General features: G+C 51.1%; 17 protein-coding genes. 5 read left to right on the top strand and 12 right to left on the bottom strand.

The window, feature by feature from the left end; all coding sequences use genetic code 11:
- Nucleotides 1–169: 169 nt before the first annotated feature.
- The 5 genes from AC0YN0_RS22250 to AC0YN0_RS22270 form a co-directional block, all read right to left on the bottom strand.
- Entirely contained in the window at nucleotides 170–1609 is a 1440-nt protein-coding gene (locus tag AC0YN0_RS22250) for an ABC transporter substrate-binding protein (protein WP_475823219.1), read from the bottom strand.
- An 842-nt stretch (nucleotides 1610–2451) separates the two neighbouring features.
- Complete coding sequence (locus AC0YN0_RS22255) at nucleotides 2452–3378, bottom strand: hypothetical protein (RefSeq protein WP_475823220.1); 927 nt, start codon at nucleotides 3376–3378, stop codon at nucleotides 2452–2454.
- Between the two features lie 21 nt (nucleotides 3379–3399).
- On the bottom strand, nucleotides 3400–5628 hold the full coding sequence (locus AC0YN0_RS22260) for a heavy metal translocating P-type ATPase (RefSeq protein ID WP_475823221.1): 2229 nt from the start codon (nucleotides 5626–5628) through the stop codon (nucleotides 3400–3402).
- 106 nt (nucleotides 5629–5734) lie between these two features.
- On the bottom strand, nucleotides 5735–5935 hold the full coding sequence (locus AC0YN0_RS22265) for a copper ion binding protein (protein ID WP_475823222.1): 201 nt from the start codon (nucleotides 5933–5935) through the stop codon (nucleotides 5735–5737).
- Nucleotides 5936–5952: 17 nt separating this feature from the next.
- Complete coding sequence (locus AC0YN0_RS22270) at nucleotides 5953–6336, bottom strand: metal-sensitive transcriptional regulator (RefSeq protein WP_442050206.1); 384 nt, start codon at nucleotides 6334–6336, stop codon at nucleotides 5953–5955.
- A gap of 247 nt (nucleotides 6337–6583) precedes the next feature.
- On the opposite strand from AC0YN0_RS22270, the gene AC0YN0_RS22275 reads away from it, so the two are divergent.
- Both AC0YN0_RS22275 and AC0YN0_RS22280 read left to right on the top strand, forming a co-directional pair.
- The gene (locus AC0YN0_RS22275; RefSeq protein WP_475823479.1) at nucleotides 6584–7330 is read left to right on the top strand and encodes a glycerophosphodiester phosphodiesterase; all 747 of its coding nucleotides are present in this window, start codon (nucleotides 6584–6586) and stop codon (nucleotides 7328–7330) included.
- Nucleotides 7331–7335: 5 nt separating this feature from the next.
- Nucleotides 7336–8538 (top strand): SLC45 family MFS transporter, encoded by a 1203-nt coding sequence (locus AC0YN0_RS22280; protein WP_475823223.1) that lies wholly within the window; start codon nucleotides 7336–7338, stop codon nucleotides 8536–8538.
- Nucleotides 8539–8599: 61 nt separating this feature from the next.
- Here AC0YN0_RS22280 and AC0YN0_RS22285 read toward each other — a convergent pair whose 3' ends face one another.
- A complete protein-coding gene (locus AC0YN0_RS22285; protein ID WP_475823224.1) occupies nucleotides 8600–9466 on the bottom strand; it encodes a YitT family protein in 867 nt (288 codons plus the stop codon).
- A gap of 219 nt (nucleotides 9467–9685) precedes the next feature.
- On the opposite strand from AC0YN0_RS22285, the gene AC0YN0_RS22290 reads away from it, so the two are divergent.
- On the top strand, nucleotides 9686–9919 hold the full coding sequence (locus AC0YN0_RS22290) for a hypothetical protein (RefSeq protein WP_475823480.1): 234 nt from the start codon (nucleotides 9686–9688) through the stop codon (nucleotides 9917–9919).
- Here AC0YN0_RS22290 and AC0YN0_RS22295 read toward each other — a convergent pair.
- The 5 genes from AC0YN0_RS22295 to AC0YN0_RS22315 form a co-directional block, all read right to left on the bottom strand.
- A complete protein-coding gene (locus AC0YN0_RS22295) occupies nucleotides 9825–10928 on the bottom strand; it encodes a GerAB/ArcD/ProY family transporter (protein WP_475823225.1) in 1104 nt (367 codons plus the stop codon). The two genes, AC0YN0_RS22290 and AC0YN0_RS22295, sit on opposite strands and share 95 nt — an antisense overlap.
- Nucleotides 10929–10965: 37 nt before the next feature.
- Complete coding sequence (locus AC0YN0_RS22300) at nucleotides 10966–12183, bottom strand: Ger(x)C family spore germination protein (protein ID WP_475823226.1); 1218 nt, start codon at nucleotides 12181–12183, stop codon at nucleotides 10966–10968.
- A gap of 3 nt (nucleotides 12184–12186) precedes the next feature.
- On the bottom strand, nucleotides 12187–13605 hold the full coding sequence (locus AC0YN0_RS22305; protein ID WP_475823227.1) for a spore germination protein: 1419 nt from the start codon (nucleotides 13603–13605) through the stop codon (nucleotides 12187–12189).
- 195 nt (nucleotides 13606–13800) lie between these two features.
- Complete coding sequence (locus AC0YN0_RS22310; protein WP_442050200.1) at nucleotides 13801–14094, bottom strand: hypothetical protein; 294 nt, start codon at nucleotides 14092–14094, stop codon at nucleotides 13801–13803.
- A 72-nt stretch (nucleotides 14095–14166) separates the two neighbouring features.
- Nucleotides 14167–14994, bottom strand: coding sequence for an alpha/beta fold hydrolase (locus tag AC0YN0_RS22315; protein ID WP_475823228.1), 828 nt, complete (start codon nucleotides 14992–14994; stop codon nucleotides 14167–14169).
- A gap of 148 nt (nucleotides 14995–15142) precedes the next feature.
- On the opposite strand from AC0YN0_RS22315, the gene AC0YN0_RS22320 reads away from it, so the two are divergent.
- Both AC0YN0_RS22320 and AC0YN0_RS22325 read left to right on the top strand, forming a co-directional pair.
- Complete coding sequence (locus AC0YN0_RS22320) at nucleotides 15143–15577, top strand: Lrp/AsnC family transcriptional regulator (RefSeq protein ID WP_475823229.1); 435 nt, start codon at nucleotides 15143–15145, stop codon at nucleotides 15575–15577.
- Nucleotides 15578–15746: 169 nt separating this feature from the next.
- A complete protein-coding gene (locus AC0YN0_RS22325) occupies nucleotides 15747–16700 on the top strand; it encodes a TRM11 family SAM-dependent methyltransferase (RefSeq protein WP_475823230.1) in 954 nt (317 codons plus the stop codon).
- 11 nt (nucleotides 16701–16711) lie between these two features.
- Here AC0YN0_RS22325 and AC0YN0_RS22330 read toward each other — a convergent pair whose 3' ends face one another.
- Nucleotides 16712–17527 carry an alpha/beta hydrolase gene (locus AC0YN0_RS22330; RefSeq protein ID WP_475823231.1) on the bottom strand — a complete coding sequence of 272 codons (816 nt, stop codon included), beginning with the start codon at nucleotides 17525–17527 and terminating at the stop codon, nucleotides 16712–16714.
- Nucleotides 17528–17559 lie beyond the last annotated feature (32 nt).

The following is a 17559-nucleotide window of genomic DNA, read 5'->3' on the forward strand; positions in this document are numbered from 1 at the left end:
GTAAACGGCCGCCGTCGCAGCGCGACGCAGCTTTCGTTCCGAATGAGCCTCTTGCCTACATGCCTCGCCAAAAGAAACGGTAGACGCCGCATATCGCGGCGCCGCAAAAAGTTTCGAGCGATAGGTCGAGCCGATGCAGGGAGGCACGCATGCCTCCCATGCGTAAAACTTATTTTTGAAGCTCGCTGATCAGCTTATCTTTCTCGGCTTTCAGCTTGTTCTCGATATTTTCTTGCGCTTGCTGGATTGCCGTCTTGGAATCGATGTTCTTATCGAGTGCAGCGATAACGTTCTCAACCCACAGCGGCCAAGCCATGCCGTCAAGGCGCGTGTAACGTCTAACAGGAAGTTTGCTTGCAAGCTCATTGTACAGAGCGATATCTTCTTGTCCGCCAAGGTATTCATTCGTGTGCGTAATGTACCATTCTTGGCTCGTGATGTTTTTCCAGTCAGGCTGTACCGATTGCTCGATCCACAGCTTCCATGCTTCTTCGGACGTTGTAATGAATTCTACGAATGCCCAAGCCGCTTCTTTGTTCGCGCTTTGCGATGGGATAACGAATGTCGATCCGCCCATGCCGACGTTCAATCCGAAAGGCATTGTCGTTGCTCTCCATTTGCCCGATTGCTCCGGGAAGTTGATTGCCAGGTCGCGTGCGCCGTATGTTCCCGCAACGTACATTGGGGATTCGCCCTTCTTCACGCGTTGCTTGCCCTTGTCGCTGTAAATGCCGTCATGCGGAGCGATCTTCAGTTGATTAACTTTTTTCGAAATATCCAGGAATTTCACGAATTCATCTGTGTTACGAACCCAGTTCATCTCATCGTCATAGTAACCAAGGGAATCGCCCAGCCAGTGAACCGGTGAATCGCGCCATTCCATTGAATATTTGCCGTTAGCTTTAAGCGTCTGAGCAAGCGTGAAGAAGTTGTCTGGATCTTGAATGTACTCGCCGAGTTCGGCAGGATCGGAAGGCAAGCCCAGCTCTTCGAAAATGTCTGCGCGGTAGTAAGTAACCGCCGGCGTAACATCCCAAGGCATGCCGAGAAGCTTGCTGCCGTCGATGGACGACCAGCGGTTCCAGTTATATTCGGATACTTGGTCTTGATATTTGCCAGCGTCATAAGGAGGTTGAAGCAGGTCTTCAAGCACGTCGCCCGTGCTGTAACGAGGGAATTGACCTTGCTCGACAAGCGCTACGTCAGGCGCGCCATTGCCTGCCGCTAACGTCGTTTGCAGCTTATCATGCAGGTCGGCGAATGGAACGAAGATTGTTTTCAGCTTGATGTTCGGGTACACGGCGTTGAACGCCTTCTGCAATTCTGCGTCCTTCTCTTTGTTGTCTAGGAACGTCCAGAACGTAACTTCACCAGAGAGAGCAGGATCGATAGCCGACTTGGCGATGCCGTCTTCTTCGACCGCAGCATCGTTGCCGCCTTCGCCTTCTGCATTGCCCTCTGCGTTGCCGCCCGTATTGCTAGGCGCATTCGTCGCTTTCTCACCGGCGTTGTTGCCGCCCGTGTTGGTCGTACCTGATCCGCTGGAGCATGCCGATACGAGCATAATAATCGCTAACACTAGAATGAAAGTGCTTGCAAACTTTTTCATTAGAAAATTCCTCCCTTGTCTTCTTCCGTCAATTCGTTTACATCCGCTTGCTTGGATAGACGCAAAAATAATAGCGCCGGCGAGAACGTTAACGATCCACAAATAAAGTAAACGTTTTCATTTACTACCGGCAATAAAGAGGTTAATATAAGGCTTATAGTCTTTCAAACGCGATGACTCCCATTGACTCCCTTTGTGGTTCTGAACCGATTAATAATTTCATTAACTGTATGAAGAGGCGTGATTAGACCTATATGTTCCCACTAATCATCGCATTCACCGCAGCTCACCTCCACTATAAGTAGCTGTTATATTAATTGATTAATGATTTTGTTACATAAGTTATTCTATCATGAATTTCCCTGTTTTCAACCCCTAATTCCAGATTCTCGAAATAAAAGTTGTAAGCGTTTGCCATCCAAAGGCGATTAATCGCCTTAAGTCCGCGCCATTACTGGGTTTATTGGTATTAAAAAGGTCATATAAAAACAGAATAAGCCGCCCAGTGGGCGGCTTATTCTGTTGATTTTCCGTGTTCAACGACGAGGTTTCGATTGAAACTAACCTTTTTCGATAGTGATTAACTTTTTTACGAAACAGGTCGTCGCTTTCAGAACTTCTAGATTGGATTTCATACATTCAAATGGCTAGCAACGACAAGATATCAAAGATTGATTGGATTTGGTGCAGTCAAATGGACGGACAAGGGCTATTGAGGGCTAAAATGCCGGGTTTGACTGTATGTTTTCCACTCAAAAGTAACTTTACAGGCAATTGGGACCGATTAGGCTGTATGAAATACAGACAGGGTAAGTTTGGTACTGGAGTACCCCATAATCTCCCTAGTCTATCGAAATCGTGAACGGCACGACAAAGGTGTCGCCATTTCGTTGGAATTGCCCCCATACCTTATATATACCCGCTTCTGGAAACGTCGTATGGAAGGAGGCTTCTGGGCCGCTGCCCGCTTCATCGATGGGATGCACATGCAGGTATTGTCCCAAATCTTCGCTGACGATGACGACATGACCGATAGCTCCCAAATACGGCTGCAGGTCGGTAATATCCGCTTTGCTCTGTTCATCCTTGAACGTGAAGGTTAGCTCGGACTCTTCGCCTGCTTGATGGGAGGATAGCGATAATGAAGCTTCAATCCCTTCCACCGTCTTCGTAAGCTGCTCATCTGGCGTCAACTTGCTTGCCGCCGCTTCGTCGCCCGCAGCATTCACATTCGCAGCAATGACTTCTCCCGAGCCTCCCGCCGGTATGAAATCCGCATACAGCTTATACGCACCTCCCGACGGAAAGACAAGCTCGACGTCGAACTTTCCTTTCTCCTTATATTCGGGATGAACATGGTCGAAGTAAGACAGATCTTCGCTTACGACGATTAGATGCATCAGCTTCTCATGGTTCATGTCGAAGCTATCGATCGGCTGCCCCTTTTTGTCGATGACAGATATCTCGGCCTTCACCTTCTCGCCAGCAGCAATCCCGGTTGACGGGAAGTTCCACTTTACAGCGGCGTCATCTGATGCTGCTTCGCTCTCGGTCTGCCGCTCCCCTTCGCTCGAAGCTCCGTGACCTTCATGGCCCCCGGACGACTGTTCACCGCCTTCCGCATTCATGGCGCCTGCTTCCTCATGTTCGCCCTTATTATGACCGACATGGTTCTCTGCTTGACCGCAGCCTGCAAGGATTAGGCTGGCACTGAATATCGAAGTCCACGCTATCCGTTTGGCCAGGCTTATGCCTGCTGTATTATTCATCGTACGCGTACTCCCTCTCATCTATCTATCGATTCCATTCATTCGCTGCAGTCTTAACGCATTCAATACGACCGATACCGAGCTAAGCGCCATTGCCGCCCCTGCAAGCCAAGGTGCGAGGAAGCCGGCAGCGGCAATCGGTATGCCGATCACGTTGTAAGCGAGCGCCCAGAACAGGTTCTGCTTAATATTCGCCATCGTCAGCCTGCTCATCTTAATCGCATCGGCTATGCTGTTCAAGTCGCCGCGCATTAACGTAATGTCCGCGGCTTCCATCGCAACGTCCGTGCCACCGCCTATCGCCATGCCAATGTCTGCCGCTGCGAGTGCCGGAGCGTCATTAATTCCGTCTCCCGCCATGGCAACCTTCTTGCCCTCGGCCTGCAGTCGCTGCACCGCCTTGGCCTTCTGCTCGGGCAGCACATCGGCTCTAACATGGTCGATGCCGACCCGCTCGGCTATCGCCTTCGCTGTTCGCTCATTGTCTCCGGTCAGCATCCATACTTCCAATCCTAATTGCTTAAGCCTTGCAATAGCCGCAGCCGAAGTGTCCTTCACCGTATCGGCTACGGCGACCATGCCAGAATAGCTGCCGTTAACGCTTATGAGCATGACGGTCTTGCCTGATGCCTCCAGGATCTCTTGCTCCATGTATGCCGCTGACGCATCTATGTTCCGCATCTGCATCAGCTTGCGATTTCCTATTAACAATTGTTGCCCATCTACACTGGCTGCGATACCATGACCGGGTATCGCTTCGAACTGCTCCGTTTGCGGAAGTTCGATCCCGCGGGACGTAATGCCCGACACAAGCGCCTCGGCTACAGGATGCTCCGACTGACGCTCCGCTGCGCCTACAAGCCGCAGCAGTTCTTTCTCTTCATACGAACTCGAACTCGCGATAATAATATCTGTCAGCTCGGGCTTGCCCTTCGTAATCGTTCCCGTTTTATCGAGAACAACCGTGTCTATGCGATGGGCGCTCTCTAGATGCTCGCCGCCCTTGAACAATATGCCAAGCTCGGCGGCGCGGCCGGAGCCGGCCATAATCGACGTAGGCGTCGCAAGACCCAATGCGCATGGGCAAGCAATAACGAGTACGGCAATCGACTTCTCCAGCGCATGCGCGAAGTTACCAGGTTCAATGAATGCGAACCAAATGATGAACGTCAGCACGGCAAGACCCACTACGATCGGGACGAATATGCCCGATATACGATCGGCTACCCGCTGTATCGGCGCTTTCGACCCTTGCGCCTCCTCAACTACTCTAATGATCTGAGCAAGCGCAGTATCCTTGCCGATTCTCGTCGCCTTCATGCGCAGCGCGCCGTTATTGTTGATCGTTGCTCCGATGAGCGCATCGCCTTCGCGTTTCTCGACGGGCATGCTCTCGCCGGTCAGCATCGATTCATTGACTGTCGATTCACCCGATATCACAATACCGTCAACCGGCACTTTCTCGCCCGGTTTAATAACAAGTACATCGTCTAACGCAACATCGGTAATAGCGATTTTCTGCTCAAGACCTTCGCGTATAACGGTTGCTTCTTTCGCCTGCAACCCCATTAGCGTCTTGATCGCCTCTGAAGACCGGCCCTTCGCCAAGCTTTCCAGAAGCTTGCCAAGCACGATGAGCGTGATCAGAACCGCGCTCGTCTCGTAGTAAAGCTCGATATTATGCGCTCCGTGGTCAGCCATCGCCGGATTCAATGTCTCAAGCGTACGGTATAAGCTGTAGAAAAAAGCCGCCGATGTCCCTAACGATACGAGGACGTCCATATTTGCGCTGCCGTTGCGTAGAGCCTTGTATGCCCCGACATAGAAAGGCCAGCCGATAATGAACTGCACCGGCGCGGCAAGCGCGAGCTGGAACCATGCGTTCATGAACAGCTCCGGCACGGGTACGAACGACGTCATGGCGAAATGACCGGCCATCGCCCATAATAGCGGCAGCGATAAGAGGATGGACACGCCCAGCCTTAGCTGCTGCTTGCGAATTTCGCGTTTCTTATAGTCACCTTTCTCAGCCTGCGCCTGCTTCACGACGCCATAACCGAGATCGATTATTTTCTGCTCCAGTCTGGCGCTGTCCTGTTTGCCCGATTCATAAACGACGGAAGCGCGCTCTAACGCCAGATTGACGGTAGCCTCAACCCCGTCCATCCGATTAAGCCCCTTCTCAATCCGATTCGCGCATGCCGCGCAAGTCATACCCGTAATTTGAATGCTTTCCTGCACCTTGCTCATTGGTTTGCACCGCCATTTCACATACCCATATGGGGTATATTTTAAAGTAAAAATAGGGAGGCCTAGGCAGCCTCCGTCTATACTATTGAACTAGTCTTGATTCTTCTTATACAACGTCGTAGCCTTGGTCCTCGATAGCCGCTTTGATCGCGTCCAGCGACACTTTCGCCTCATCGTATTCCACCGAAACCTTCTTGCTTGCCAGATCGACCTTGCCTGCAGCTCCGGCGTTGCCGACCGCCTTCTCAACCGCGCTAACACAGTGTCCGCAAGTCATGCCCTCAACCTTCAACGTTACGTTTGTCATTATCATTACCTCCCAAATTATTTCATTAATTTCTGAACCGTTGTCAGAAGCTCGTCAATCACTTCATTCTCGCCCGCCTGAATACGTTCAACGATGCAGCTCTTCATATGTCCTTCAAGCAAGAGCTTGCCGACGCTGTTAAGCGCCGATTGCACTGCCGCTATCTGATTAAGCACGTCATCGCAATACGTATCCTTATCAATCATCGCCTTAACGCCACGGATTTGCCCTTCGATCCGGTTCAGCCGGGTCGTCAGATTCGCCTTCATCTTGTCCGAGTGGTGGCTCTTGCGCTCCGTCTTAGAGCCGCAGTGCTCGCCTCCCGCTTCCGGCGCGGCGCAGTCAGTAGCGTGCGCATGCTGATGATTATGATTCGCGTCTGTCGCTTCTTCCTTCGCCATACACATACCTCCATGGGGTATATTTGATAATTGCATCTTATCATACCCTGCGGGGGTATGTAAAGCCTGATTTCTTTTCCGCAAAATAGGGTGTAAAAGAACCGATACATAAGTCTTGCTATTTGCCTCAATTGGGTTACTATTATTGTGAAAACGTATTCTTCCGTTCCGTCAGCACTTCTAATATTGCGGTAACAAAAGTCGGTTATAGTTGAAACAAAACGTACACAACAATCAGAAAGGGTGAATCACGATTACAACGCAGCTCATTAACTTTGCCCACCGCGGGGCGAGCGCCTATTGTCCGGAAAATACGATGGCGGCATTCGTCAAAGCACTTGCGCTTGGCGCGACAGGGATCGAAACCGATGTACAACGAACAAGGGACGGAAGACTCGTCCTGATCCATGACGAATCGCTCGCGCGTACGGCAGGTCTGAACCAATTCGTCAAGGATACCGATTATGACGATGTAGCACTGCTGGATGCCGGAAGCTGGTTCAATCCTGACTTCGCCGAGGAGAAAGTACCTCTATTGGAGCAATTGCTAGAGCTTGTGAAAGACACGGATACTATAGTGAACTTGGAGCTTAAGAACGGCGTCTTTCTTTATGAAGGCATGGAGCAGCAAGTCATCGACACGGTGCGTACCTACGGATTAACCGATCGTGTTATTATTTCCAGCTTCAATCATTATTCGCTTGCCCTATGCTCGCAGCTTGCTCCGGAGATCCGTACCGGCATCTTGTATGTCGAAGGGCTGTATGAACCGTGGGCGTATGCGAAGACGCTGCAGGCGTCGGCGCTGCATGCCAGTAAATATGCCGTATTGCCGGAGTGGGTAGAAGCGGCGGCCGATAACGGCATTGCCTATCACCCATGGACGGTCAACGAGACTGCCGAGATGGTCAGCTTGGCTGAGGCTGGCGTCGCAGGCATCATTACCGATTATCCGGATCGACTCGCACAGGTGCTGCAATCGAGAGGAGAGTAACCGTCATGAAAAAAACGTGGCTGCTCGGCTTTGGTTTTTTTAGTATTAGCCTTACATGGGCGCTTTACAACGCATTTGTCCCTTTCTTCCTGGACAATTTCCTGTCGAGCGTGGCGCTGATTGGCTTCATGATGACGATAGACAACTACTTTGCGCTCTTCCTGCAGCCATGGATCGGCAATCGAAGCGACAAGACATACACAAGATTCGGCAAGCGAATGCCTTACCTTATGATCGGCATGCCGATGGCCGCCTTGTTCGCGGCGCTTGTTCCGTTCCACGTCAGCCTCATAACGTTAGTTACCTTCATGGTGCTCTTGAACTTATCTATGAGTCTGTACCGGTCGCCGACTGTGGCGCTGATGCCGGACATTACGCTGGACGGCAAGCGCTCGCAGGCGAACGGAATTATTAACTTCATGGGCGGCATCGGCGCGCTGCTTGCCTTCTTCGTAGGCTCGAAGCTGTATGACGCGGATCATTCCTTGCCGTTTATTTCTTCGGCAGTCGTAACGATCATATGCTTATTCATCCTTATGGCGGTCATTAAGGAAAAACGCGATACGATCGCCTATATCCCTGCCGAACATAGAGAGAAGCTGTCGTTCAAAAGCGAGCTCAACCGCCCGACGGTGTTCCTGCTTGGCGCCATCTTCTTCTGGTTTCTCTCCTACCAGGGCGTTGAAGCCTTGTTCACTTTATACGGAGAGAAGCATCTCGGCTTAGAGGAAGGGGAGTCCGCCTTCTCGCTCGGCTTCTTCTCCCTGGCGCTCGTGCTTGCCGCCATCCCGAGCGGACTGCTAGGCCGCAGGTTCGGCAAGAAAAAGATCATCATGATCGGCGTTACCGGCCTCATTATTATATTCGCTGCGATCACGTTCATCGATACGTTGCTTCCGCTGCGGCTGCTTATGCTGGCGGGGGGTATATGCTGGGCGATGATTAACATCAACTCGTATCCTTTCATTATCGGACTTGGCAAGGAGCAAAGCATTGGCAGACGTACGGGCATCTACTATGTGTTCTCGTCGCTTGCCGCGATCGCCTCGCCGCCGCTTATGGGCGGACTGATCGATCTGTTCGGCTACCAAATCCTGTTCTACGTGGCGTCCGGCAGCATGCTCATCGCGCTCGCCTTTCTATTCGGCGTCAGTGACAAAGGGCTCGCCCGGGATGCAACAACGACTGGGCACTCGACGACGGCTTAGTCCCTTAAATCAAAAAAATCCGAACCCGCGTCTCTCGACCGTGGTTCGGATTTTTTTCTATTTAGTGGATGCTGCCTTTAGTGAAGCCGCCGCCCATAACGTCCGATACAGACTCGATGGCAATGAACGCCTTCGCGTCAATCGATTGCACGATTGATTTGAGCTTCGCGAGCTCCAGCCTCGTCACGACGCAATAAATCATCTGCGTCTCTTCCTTGGAGTAGCCGCCGCGCGCTTGGATCAGCGTCGTGCTCCGTCCAAGACGATCCATAATCGCAGTCGATATTTCATCATGCTCGCTGGAGATGATCGTTACCGACTTCGATTCCTCAAGGCCTTCTACAACAATATCGATGACCTTAATCGCGATATAGTAGGTGAAGATTGAATACATGGCCGAATCCCAGCCGAATATGAAGCCAGCAATAATGAACACGATAACATTGAAGATCATGATGATCTGTCCGACAGGCACCCGCATCTTCTTCGAGATCAGAATCGATACGATCTCCACCCCGTCAAGCGAGCCCCCGTAACGAATAACGAGACCGACGCCTGCACCGAGAATAAGACCGCCGAACAGCACTGCAAGCAGCTTCTCGTCCGTGAACGCTTCAACATGATGCAGCATTGCCGTCGTTACAGACATGAGCGCGATACCATATAACGTGGAGATCGCGAACGTCTTGCCGATTTGCTTGTAGCCAAGGATTAGGAATGGAACGTTGACAACGAATAAATAAAGCCCGATAGGCAGTGGCGTCTTCGCTGCGAGCATGATCGATATACCCGCAATCCCGCCGTCAATCACTTGGTTCGGCACGAGGAACATCTCCAGCGCAACGCCCATCATGATCGAACCGATCGTAATAAAAATAAAACGCTTCAGGATCTCGCCAAACGATAATCCTTTATGTACTTTCGCCAATAGTCCAACCTCCAACATAAGAGTTTCTTATTAAAACTGTAGCACAAAAATGGTATTTATTCAAAAACGGATTCAGCCGTTGATACGACAAAACCGCATAATAGCTTGTCCTATGCGGCAAGTTAACTATAATCATAGCCAATGAAAGGATGACCATCTATGAAGCTTTTCCTATTATTTTTGTTATACTGCGCTTCTAATATGGCTTACGATTACACAATGAACCTACTGGAAGGCATGACTTACGAAGAGGCGCTGCGCAGCCTATTCACGTATTTCGTCCGGATACCCGTCGATGAATGGCTGATCTTACTCGTCAGCGGCGTCATTTTCATTGGCAGTTGCGCCGCTCCTTCGCTCAAGAAGCGGTTCGGCGCTGTCGCCTCATCCAGCCCACAGCAAGCAGAACAATCGGAAAGGCCGACTGGAACCCAAACGCCACATAAGGATTAATTATATATCCCTCGATGTAATTTTCCACGGAATTCTCCGCAACCATAATGGAGGAAAACATCACGATGCCTCCAAGCGGAATCGCGAACGACTTGATGCTCTTCAGCTTAAATACATCGGTAACGGCCAGCACCGCCGCGTAGAAATAGATGGTCGCCTTGAAGAAATAGCTGATCATGAGCGAGGATACCGAGATTCCATCCATCTTCTGAATGAAGTCGCCGATATTAATCATCGATGTAACGGCGAACAGCGGAAAAGTCGATCGGCTGAGCAAATCCGGTCCTAGGACGGCTGCATTCAGCGCCATCGTATAGCTGATAATAAGACCGGACAGAATCATTGCGGCAAATCCCACCTTGATGCCCGACTTTCGGGTGTCGACTCCCAAATAATGAAAGAACATGGTGCATACAAATAGCTCGCCAAAAGGCAAAAAGTAAGTCAAAGGTACGGTATTAATGACCGGTTTCCATCCGTTCTCCAGAACAGGAAGCAGATAATCGATTCGGATGATTCCGGAGAAGAAAATAAATATATTGCCTAGCAAACCTAAAGCAAACAGCACAAGAAGAAAGGTGACAATCGTCCGCAGCATCGCATCGATCCCTAAATAAACGATATAGATCATCGCCACAGCCATTAAGGCAAGCAGCGCAACAAGCGGAGTTTCGTCAAATACCGATACTTGTATCGTATTGGCACAGCCGCGGAAGTTGCGCACACACTGGTAAACAAAGTGTACGCTGTACAGAAAGGCGATGGGCTTGCCCAGGAATGGGCCGATGATCTTCGGAACATAGCTCGTCAAGGGCATAGTCGGATACAGCTTGTAGAGACCGCTGAACACAAAATAGATGACGATGCCCGGGATCATGCCTAGGAGCACAGCAAGCCACACGTCCTGCCGCGCCGACGACTGACCGACGCCAAGCGCAATAACGCCGCCCAGCTCGAACAGGACAACTAGGCAAAAGAACTGGAACTTGCTCATTTTCGCCGCTTCCATCTACTGTCCCCCCGCCCTACCAAACTGCTGTCTAATGCTATTTCTTAATGCTGTTAATATACGATTTGCCCCTAAGACCTTGGTTTCGAAGCTCGGTATGAACCGTTACTTGAACCTCGCTGCTTGCGAACGTTTCGTTCCAATCGTCCTTCAGCCCTTCTCGCCATTTCTTTGGATAGGCACGCTTCATCACATGGCTGAACCCCAGCACGTCAAGCTTGTCCGTCTGCATATGCTTTACCGCTGTCTCCGCCTCAGCTTTAATGGCGTTCTCCCATTCCTGCTCGAGCGTATCCAGCACTTCCGGCTTGTTCAGATCAAGCTCCGATTCATTCTCCGTAATGAAGCCCTCCGCCCAGATGCTCACATGGAAGACCGGTTTCCCTTGAACGAGCCGCGCCTTAACCTTCGTATTGCCGCGCGCCACCTCGATGCTGATTGCATCTTTCTTATCGCCCGCGGCAATCAGCATAACAGAGCTTTTCATCTCGTTGCGCGTCCAGATGACGCCTCTTGCAAGCTCTCCGTCGATCCATTCCTTAAGCTTGCCTTTCTCGAATACCGCCATGCCTTGGATTGTAATGATAGCCTTGGGCTTTACCTGTTCCACGTTCTCGCGCTTCTGCGCCGCCTCGATAAGGCCAACAAGACGGATGCCGCTGACGAGAAGCGTTCGCTCTTCTGACACCAACATGCGGATTATATCGTCGATGTAAACCGTAATGCTATTCGACCATAGCTTCGAGGTGAAGCCCATCGTCCCGATAATCGAGTTGGCGGGCAGCTTCTCCATCGGCGTGAGCGTCTGCACGATCTGAGCCGCATCGACATCTCGCGAGATGAGCACCATGGACGTTAGCCTCGTCTCTCGCGAACGATCGAAGAAATCGAACAGCTCCTCGATTCCTTGCTTCGCCAGCGACTCGCCGATTACGATCAGCCTGATATGCGCAAAAAACAATTGCCGTGGCACTTTGCGCGACGTCTTGCGAATCGCCTCATAAATGGAGTTCCCCGTGCCGGAGTACACCATGATCGGCACCGCGTAGGAGCTCCCGCCCGCTACGATACCGGGAGCGACGACGCCGGAGTTCGCAATCTGAAACGTAACCTTATACTTATTATTCTCCGCTTTGTCGATGCCCAGCGCCATCACGATAGCGAGTTCCTTCGGCTCACGGCTGTTCCAACAGCCAGTTAGCATGGGCAGGCATAAGGCAATTAGTGCAGTTAGGAGTATAGCGCGTTTGAACATGCTCTACTTGCTCCTTCCCTTCCTTTGAATGGAGAAATACGGGCTGCCCAGTGACTGAAGACTCGATAGATGCGCCGTCAAAATAAATAAGCCGATTACGATGCCAAATAAACCGAACATCGAAGCCAGCATCATAAAGCCAAAACGCAAAATACGCACCGATATCGCGATACTGAACGCTGGAGCCGTAAAGCTCGCAATCCCGGTCGCAGCGACGACGATTACCATAGCCGCCGATACGATGCCCGCCTGCACAGCCGCTTGTCCCAATATCAATGCGCCGACAATGGATACCGCTTGCCCGACAGCTCGCGGCATTCTTACTCCTGCCTCCCGCATCAGCTCGAAGCTTAGCTCCATCAGAAGCGCCTCGACGATGACGGGAAAAGGCACGCCTTCGCGCTGCGCAACAAGGGAGATAAGCAGCGGCGTCGGAATCATCTCCTGATGAAAGGTCATCGCCGCTATGTACAGCGCAGGCAGCAGCATCGATAGAAAATAGCCCATATAACGAAGTACCCTTATTAACAGGCCAATGTCAGCGCGCTGATAAAAGTCCTCCACGGATTGAAAAAAGTGAAAAAAAGTGATCGGCCCGATCAGCGCAAACGGAGTCCCGTCGACCAGTACGGCGATTCGCCCATCCATTAGATGCCCTACGACATCATCCGGCCGCTCCGTATTATACAACGTAGGAAAAGGAGTCAAGTGCTGATCCTGCACATGCCTCTCGATCGTTCCCGTTTCCAAAATGCCGTCCTCTCGAATCGCATTCATGCGCCGCCTTAGCTCCTGTATCGTTCGCTCATTCGCGATTCCCTTTAAATAGAGCATAGACACATTCGTTGCGGTCAGATTGCCGATCGAGAATCGTTCAAGCCATAACGTCTTATTGCGAATACGGCGGCGGATTAACGATATATTCGTGCTGATCGACTCCGTGAAGCTGTCCTTCGGTCCGCGAATGACAAGCTGAGTCGTCGACTCCGAGATCGTACGCCATTCCATCCCTCTCGTCGATACGACAATCGCATCCGTGCAGCCGTCGATGAACCATACGGTATCGCCTGCTACGGCTGCATCAACGACCATATCCCAGTTCGGCGTAACGATTGTGCTGCTTGCCAGCGCTGCCCTCGTTGCCGCCCATTCTAACGGCGCCGCGTTGCTGTCATCGATACCCGTTCCGTTCAGATCTGCTCCGAACAGCTTCTCGATCAAGCCTTCCACCGCTTGCTCATCGGCCAAATTCGTATTGTAGACAGCAGCAGCACTAAATATAGGGGGATGGCTGCGCGTGTAAGATCTAATGACATAATCCGGGCTGTTGCCAAACTCTTGTCTCAGTCTTTCTATATTTTGGGCAAGCTGCTGGTCGAATCCGTTCTCTTCCCTTGTTGTTTGCTGCTTCTGCGACGCCATTACATCACCCCTGAGGAGTATTCCCTTGAACAAATGGGTGTATGCACCTTTTATTCCATATGCGCCCTTAAGCTCGATCCACGCCAAAAAAAAAAGACACGTCCCTGCGCACATAGCATTAGTTATCTATGCTCTCGGGGAATCATGTCTTTTTCAGTTATGAATTACTTCCTTTGCTGACGGACTGTCTGCCGCTTAATCAATGTAGCCGGCGAGACCCTTGTCCGTTAAGTAGTCCATCTCGGCGTCAAGAATCGATTCTACTTGAAGCTCATTGAGCTTCACATCGCGGCGGCCGAGAATATAATCGACCAGATCGTCGCTGTCGATATCTACCTCGCCTTTGGCATTTGCTTTGGCGCTATTAATAAACGCCTGGGCATGTCCAAGCACCAGCTTAACAGCCGCTGCTTCAAGTCCTGTCTCCTCCGTTATATATTGAAGCAGCTCCTGCTCGTTTACTTGCTCTCCCTGTTGCTCCTTGCTCATTTCTTAATCATCTCCTCATTGACTTCACTGCCCCTATTGTAACATATTGCTCGTTATTTCTTGCAATAAGGGTCAATCAATAAGAAGGAATTCGAACACTGCACGAAGGAATTCGGTTTCATACTCTACATTCGACATGTGAACGGCAGGCAGCATGACGAGCTTCGCATTCTGTACCGCATCGGCGATCCATTCGCTGTGGCTGGGAAGCGTCACTGTATCATATTGTCCGGCAATGACCAGAGTCGGGTTGTTGATAAGCGTGACCGTGCGGCGCATATCCATGTCGCGTATCGCGGCCCAGCTTCCCGCGATTCCCTGCGGACGAGTAGCAAGAACCATGTTGCGAAATGACGCGACAAGCGCATTCTCCGACTCCAGCATATGCGAAGGGAACCAGTTCTTCATGAACATATCGGCGAACTCGCTCAAGTTCTCAGGTTGCAGCACAGAGGCGATTAGCCCCTCCCATTGCTCGGGCGGCCCCAAGTAGGAGGCGGTATTGCTCAGAATCAGACGATGAATACGCTCGGGAGCGTAGATGCCAAGCCATTGTCCGATGACACCGCCTAGCGACAGCCCGAGGAAATGCACGCGGTCGATATGAAGCGCGTCGAGCAGTTCGATTACGTCTCTTCCCAGTCTATCGAACGAGTACGGACCGTCAGGCGTATCCGAGTCGCCATGCCCACGGTAGTCGTAGCGAAGCACGCGGAAATGGCGGGTAAATTCAGCTAGCTGGCCATCCCACATGTTCATCGTGGTGGCGATGGAGTTCGCAAGCATCAATACGGGTTTATCGTCCGCTCCTTCGATTCGATAAGCTATCCGAAAGCCATCTCCAGTTGTAATAAAGTTTATCTCATCCGTCATTCTGCTTTCGTTTAATTTTATAGCCATCGTTCTCATTCCCCCTCACTGGTTATTAGTGACATTTTATTGGAATTAACCTACAATTTGAATGAGATTATGAAGGCGTTTGGGGCCTGAAAACTTAATTCTATCGTTGTTTCCGGATCCTAACTTTATAAAATGAGGTGCTCTGATTATGGATCAGATCGATTATAAGATTTTGTCAAAACTTCATGACAATGCGAGAATGACTATTTCCGAGATGAGTCGAATGATCGCGATGTCACAGCCAGCCGTAACGGAACGAATTCGGAAGCTGGAGGAGCAAGGGGTCATAACGGGTTATCGAGCAGAGCTTTCCCCATCTAAGCTCGGCAAGTATACAACCGCGTTCGTGCTGTTTAAGTCAAACAACTGCAAGGAGTTCGAAGCTTTTGGCGAGTCGGCCCCTGAGATCATCGATTTTTACAGAACCAGCGGAGAATACAATTACTTAATGAAGGTTGTAACCGAAACAAGCGAAACGTTGGAAATCTTCCTTGAAAACTGCAACGCCTTCGGGTTTTCATCGACCCTTGTCGTGCTCTCTACAAGATTCGAGGATAAAAGTCTTGTCCCAAGCACGCAATAAATCGGTCAACAAACGAACAGACAGTCGGTCCAGCGGGACGACTGTCTGTTTTGGCTTATGTACCATTCGATAAACACTTTTGCTTTTTGCGCCGTTAGAAGCTATCGTTGTGTCATACCTTAAACTTATAAATGAATGTGATAACGATGATGAAGAGGATGCGAACCCATTGACAGTTAACGAACAGTCGCCATTATTCATATACACCTATGCCTATCGTGAAGAGGAGCAATCCTTATGCCGTCTCGAGATGCGTTCCTTCTTCGGGGAAGACACCGAGGCTAGCCTTATCGCCAGTCCGATCGAGGTTCATCCCGACCGCAGCCCGTTTCTGAAAGAACGAATCGAGGTGATTTACGCAAGCGAGCAGCTCGATGAAGTCGTCGAGCTCGCGAAGCAGATTCATATGGGGGACGCGACCTTCAAGGTGATTTTCGTCAAAACCAATGATCTTGACGCCGCTGACAAGTGGGATTATGACAGACAACGCGGCATTGAAAGAGACATCGGCCTAAGCATTGAGGGAGAAGCCGATGTTCACCGTCCTGACGTCACTTACGGACTTGTCACCTTAGGCGGACGCTGGTACTTAGGCTACTACACCAAGAGCAAAGCGATATGGCTCGATCACATGAAAAAGCCGCAAAATTATTCCATTGCGCTCAGTACGCGTGTCGCGCGAGCGGTGGCCAATATTGCAGCGCCGAAGATTGAGGGCGTGAAGGTCATCGATCCATGCTGCGGAATAGGAACGGTGCTTGTTGAAGCGTTGTCGATGGGGATCGATATCGAGGGCAGCGATTACAACCCTTTCATTGCGAAGGGCGCGCGGGATAATGTCGCTCACTTCGGTTACGTTACCGACGTGGCGTTCAGCGATATTGCCGATATAACCAAACATTATGATGTGGCGATTATGGACATGCCCTATAATCATTTCTCGACATCGACGCCCGAAGCGCAGTTCAGCCTGCTCCAGCAAGCTCGCCGGGTCGCGGACAAAGCCGTTATTATTACGGTCGATACAATCGACGAAATGATTGCGGACGCCGGATTCGTCATACGAGATCGCGGCATCGTCCGCAAAAGCCATTTCATTAGACAAGTGATCGTCTGCGAATAGCGCTTTCGATGCTATTCGAAGCCGTTATAGGCTAGCCAAGAAGCGCAGGCATCGGTCCACCCTCGAGTATGAAGCTCATCTTCGGCTAGTCCTAGACCGTGCTTGCCCTTCGCATACACATGCAGGTCGAACAAGACGCCATGTTTGCGCAACGCGCCAGCCATCAGCAGGCTGTTCTCTACCGGTACGCCTGCGTCGTCTGACGTATGCCATAGGAACGTCGGCGGCGTATCGGCCGTTACGTTCAGCTCCGCGCTATGACGCTCCATCATGCCGTGATCGGAGCTCGCCGCCTCACCTAAAAGATTCGATCTTGATCCGGCGTGCGTATACGGATCGGTCATCGTAATGACAGGGTAACAGAGAACGAGCAGATCCGGCCTGCTCGACTGACGTTCAATAGGGTCCTCCGCCTTCGGATTGCCTTTGTCGTAATCCGTCCCTGCATTCGCCGTCAAGTGACCGCCAGCAGAGAAACCTAGCAAACCGATTCGCTTCGGATCAACGCCGAAGCGCTTCGCATCATGTCGTACCGTCTTTATTGCACGCTGAGCGTCTAACAGCGCGCAAGGGTATTGATAAGGCGCTACCCGATAGCGCAGAACGAACGCGGAGATGCCAAGTGTATTCAGCCACTGGGCTATCGGCTCGCCCTCATGATAAGCACGCATTCCGTAGCCTCCGCCGGGACAGATAACGACGGCCGGGCGATTCTCTCCCGGTACCAAATACGGTGTTAGGGCTGGACGATCTTCCTTCGTATCACCCTTCGCATGCGGAGCTCCATATGGCCATAACCATTGTTCTTCTTTCTCCTCCACTTTCATCAAGTCCCCCTCTTTCCCGTCTGCTGTTGCAT

The organism is Paenibacillus sp. J22P218 (assembly GCF_056269195.1).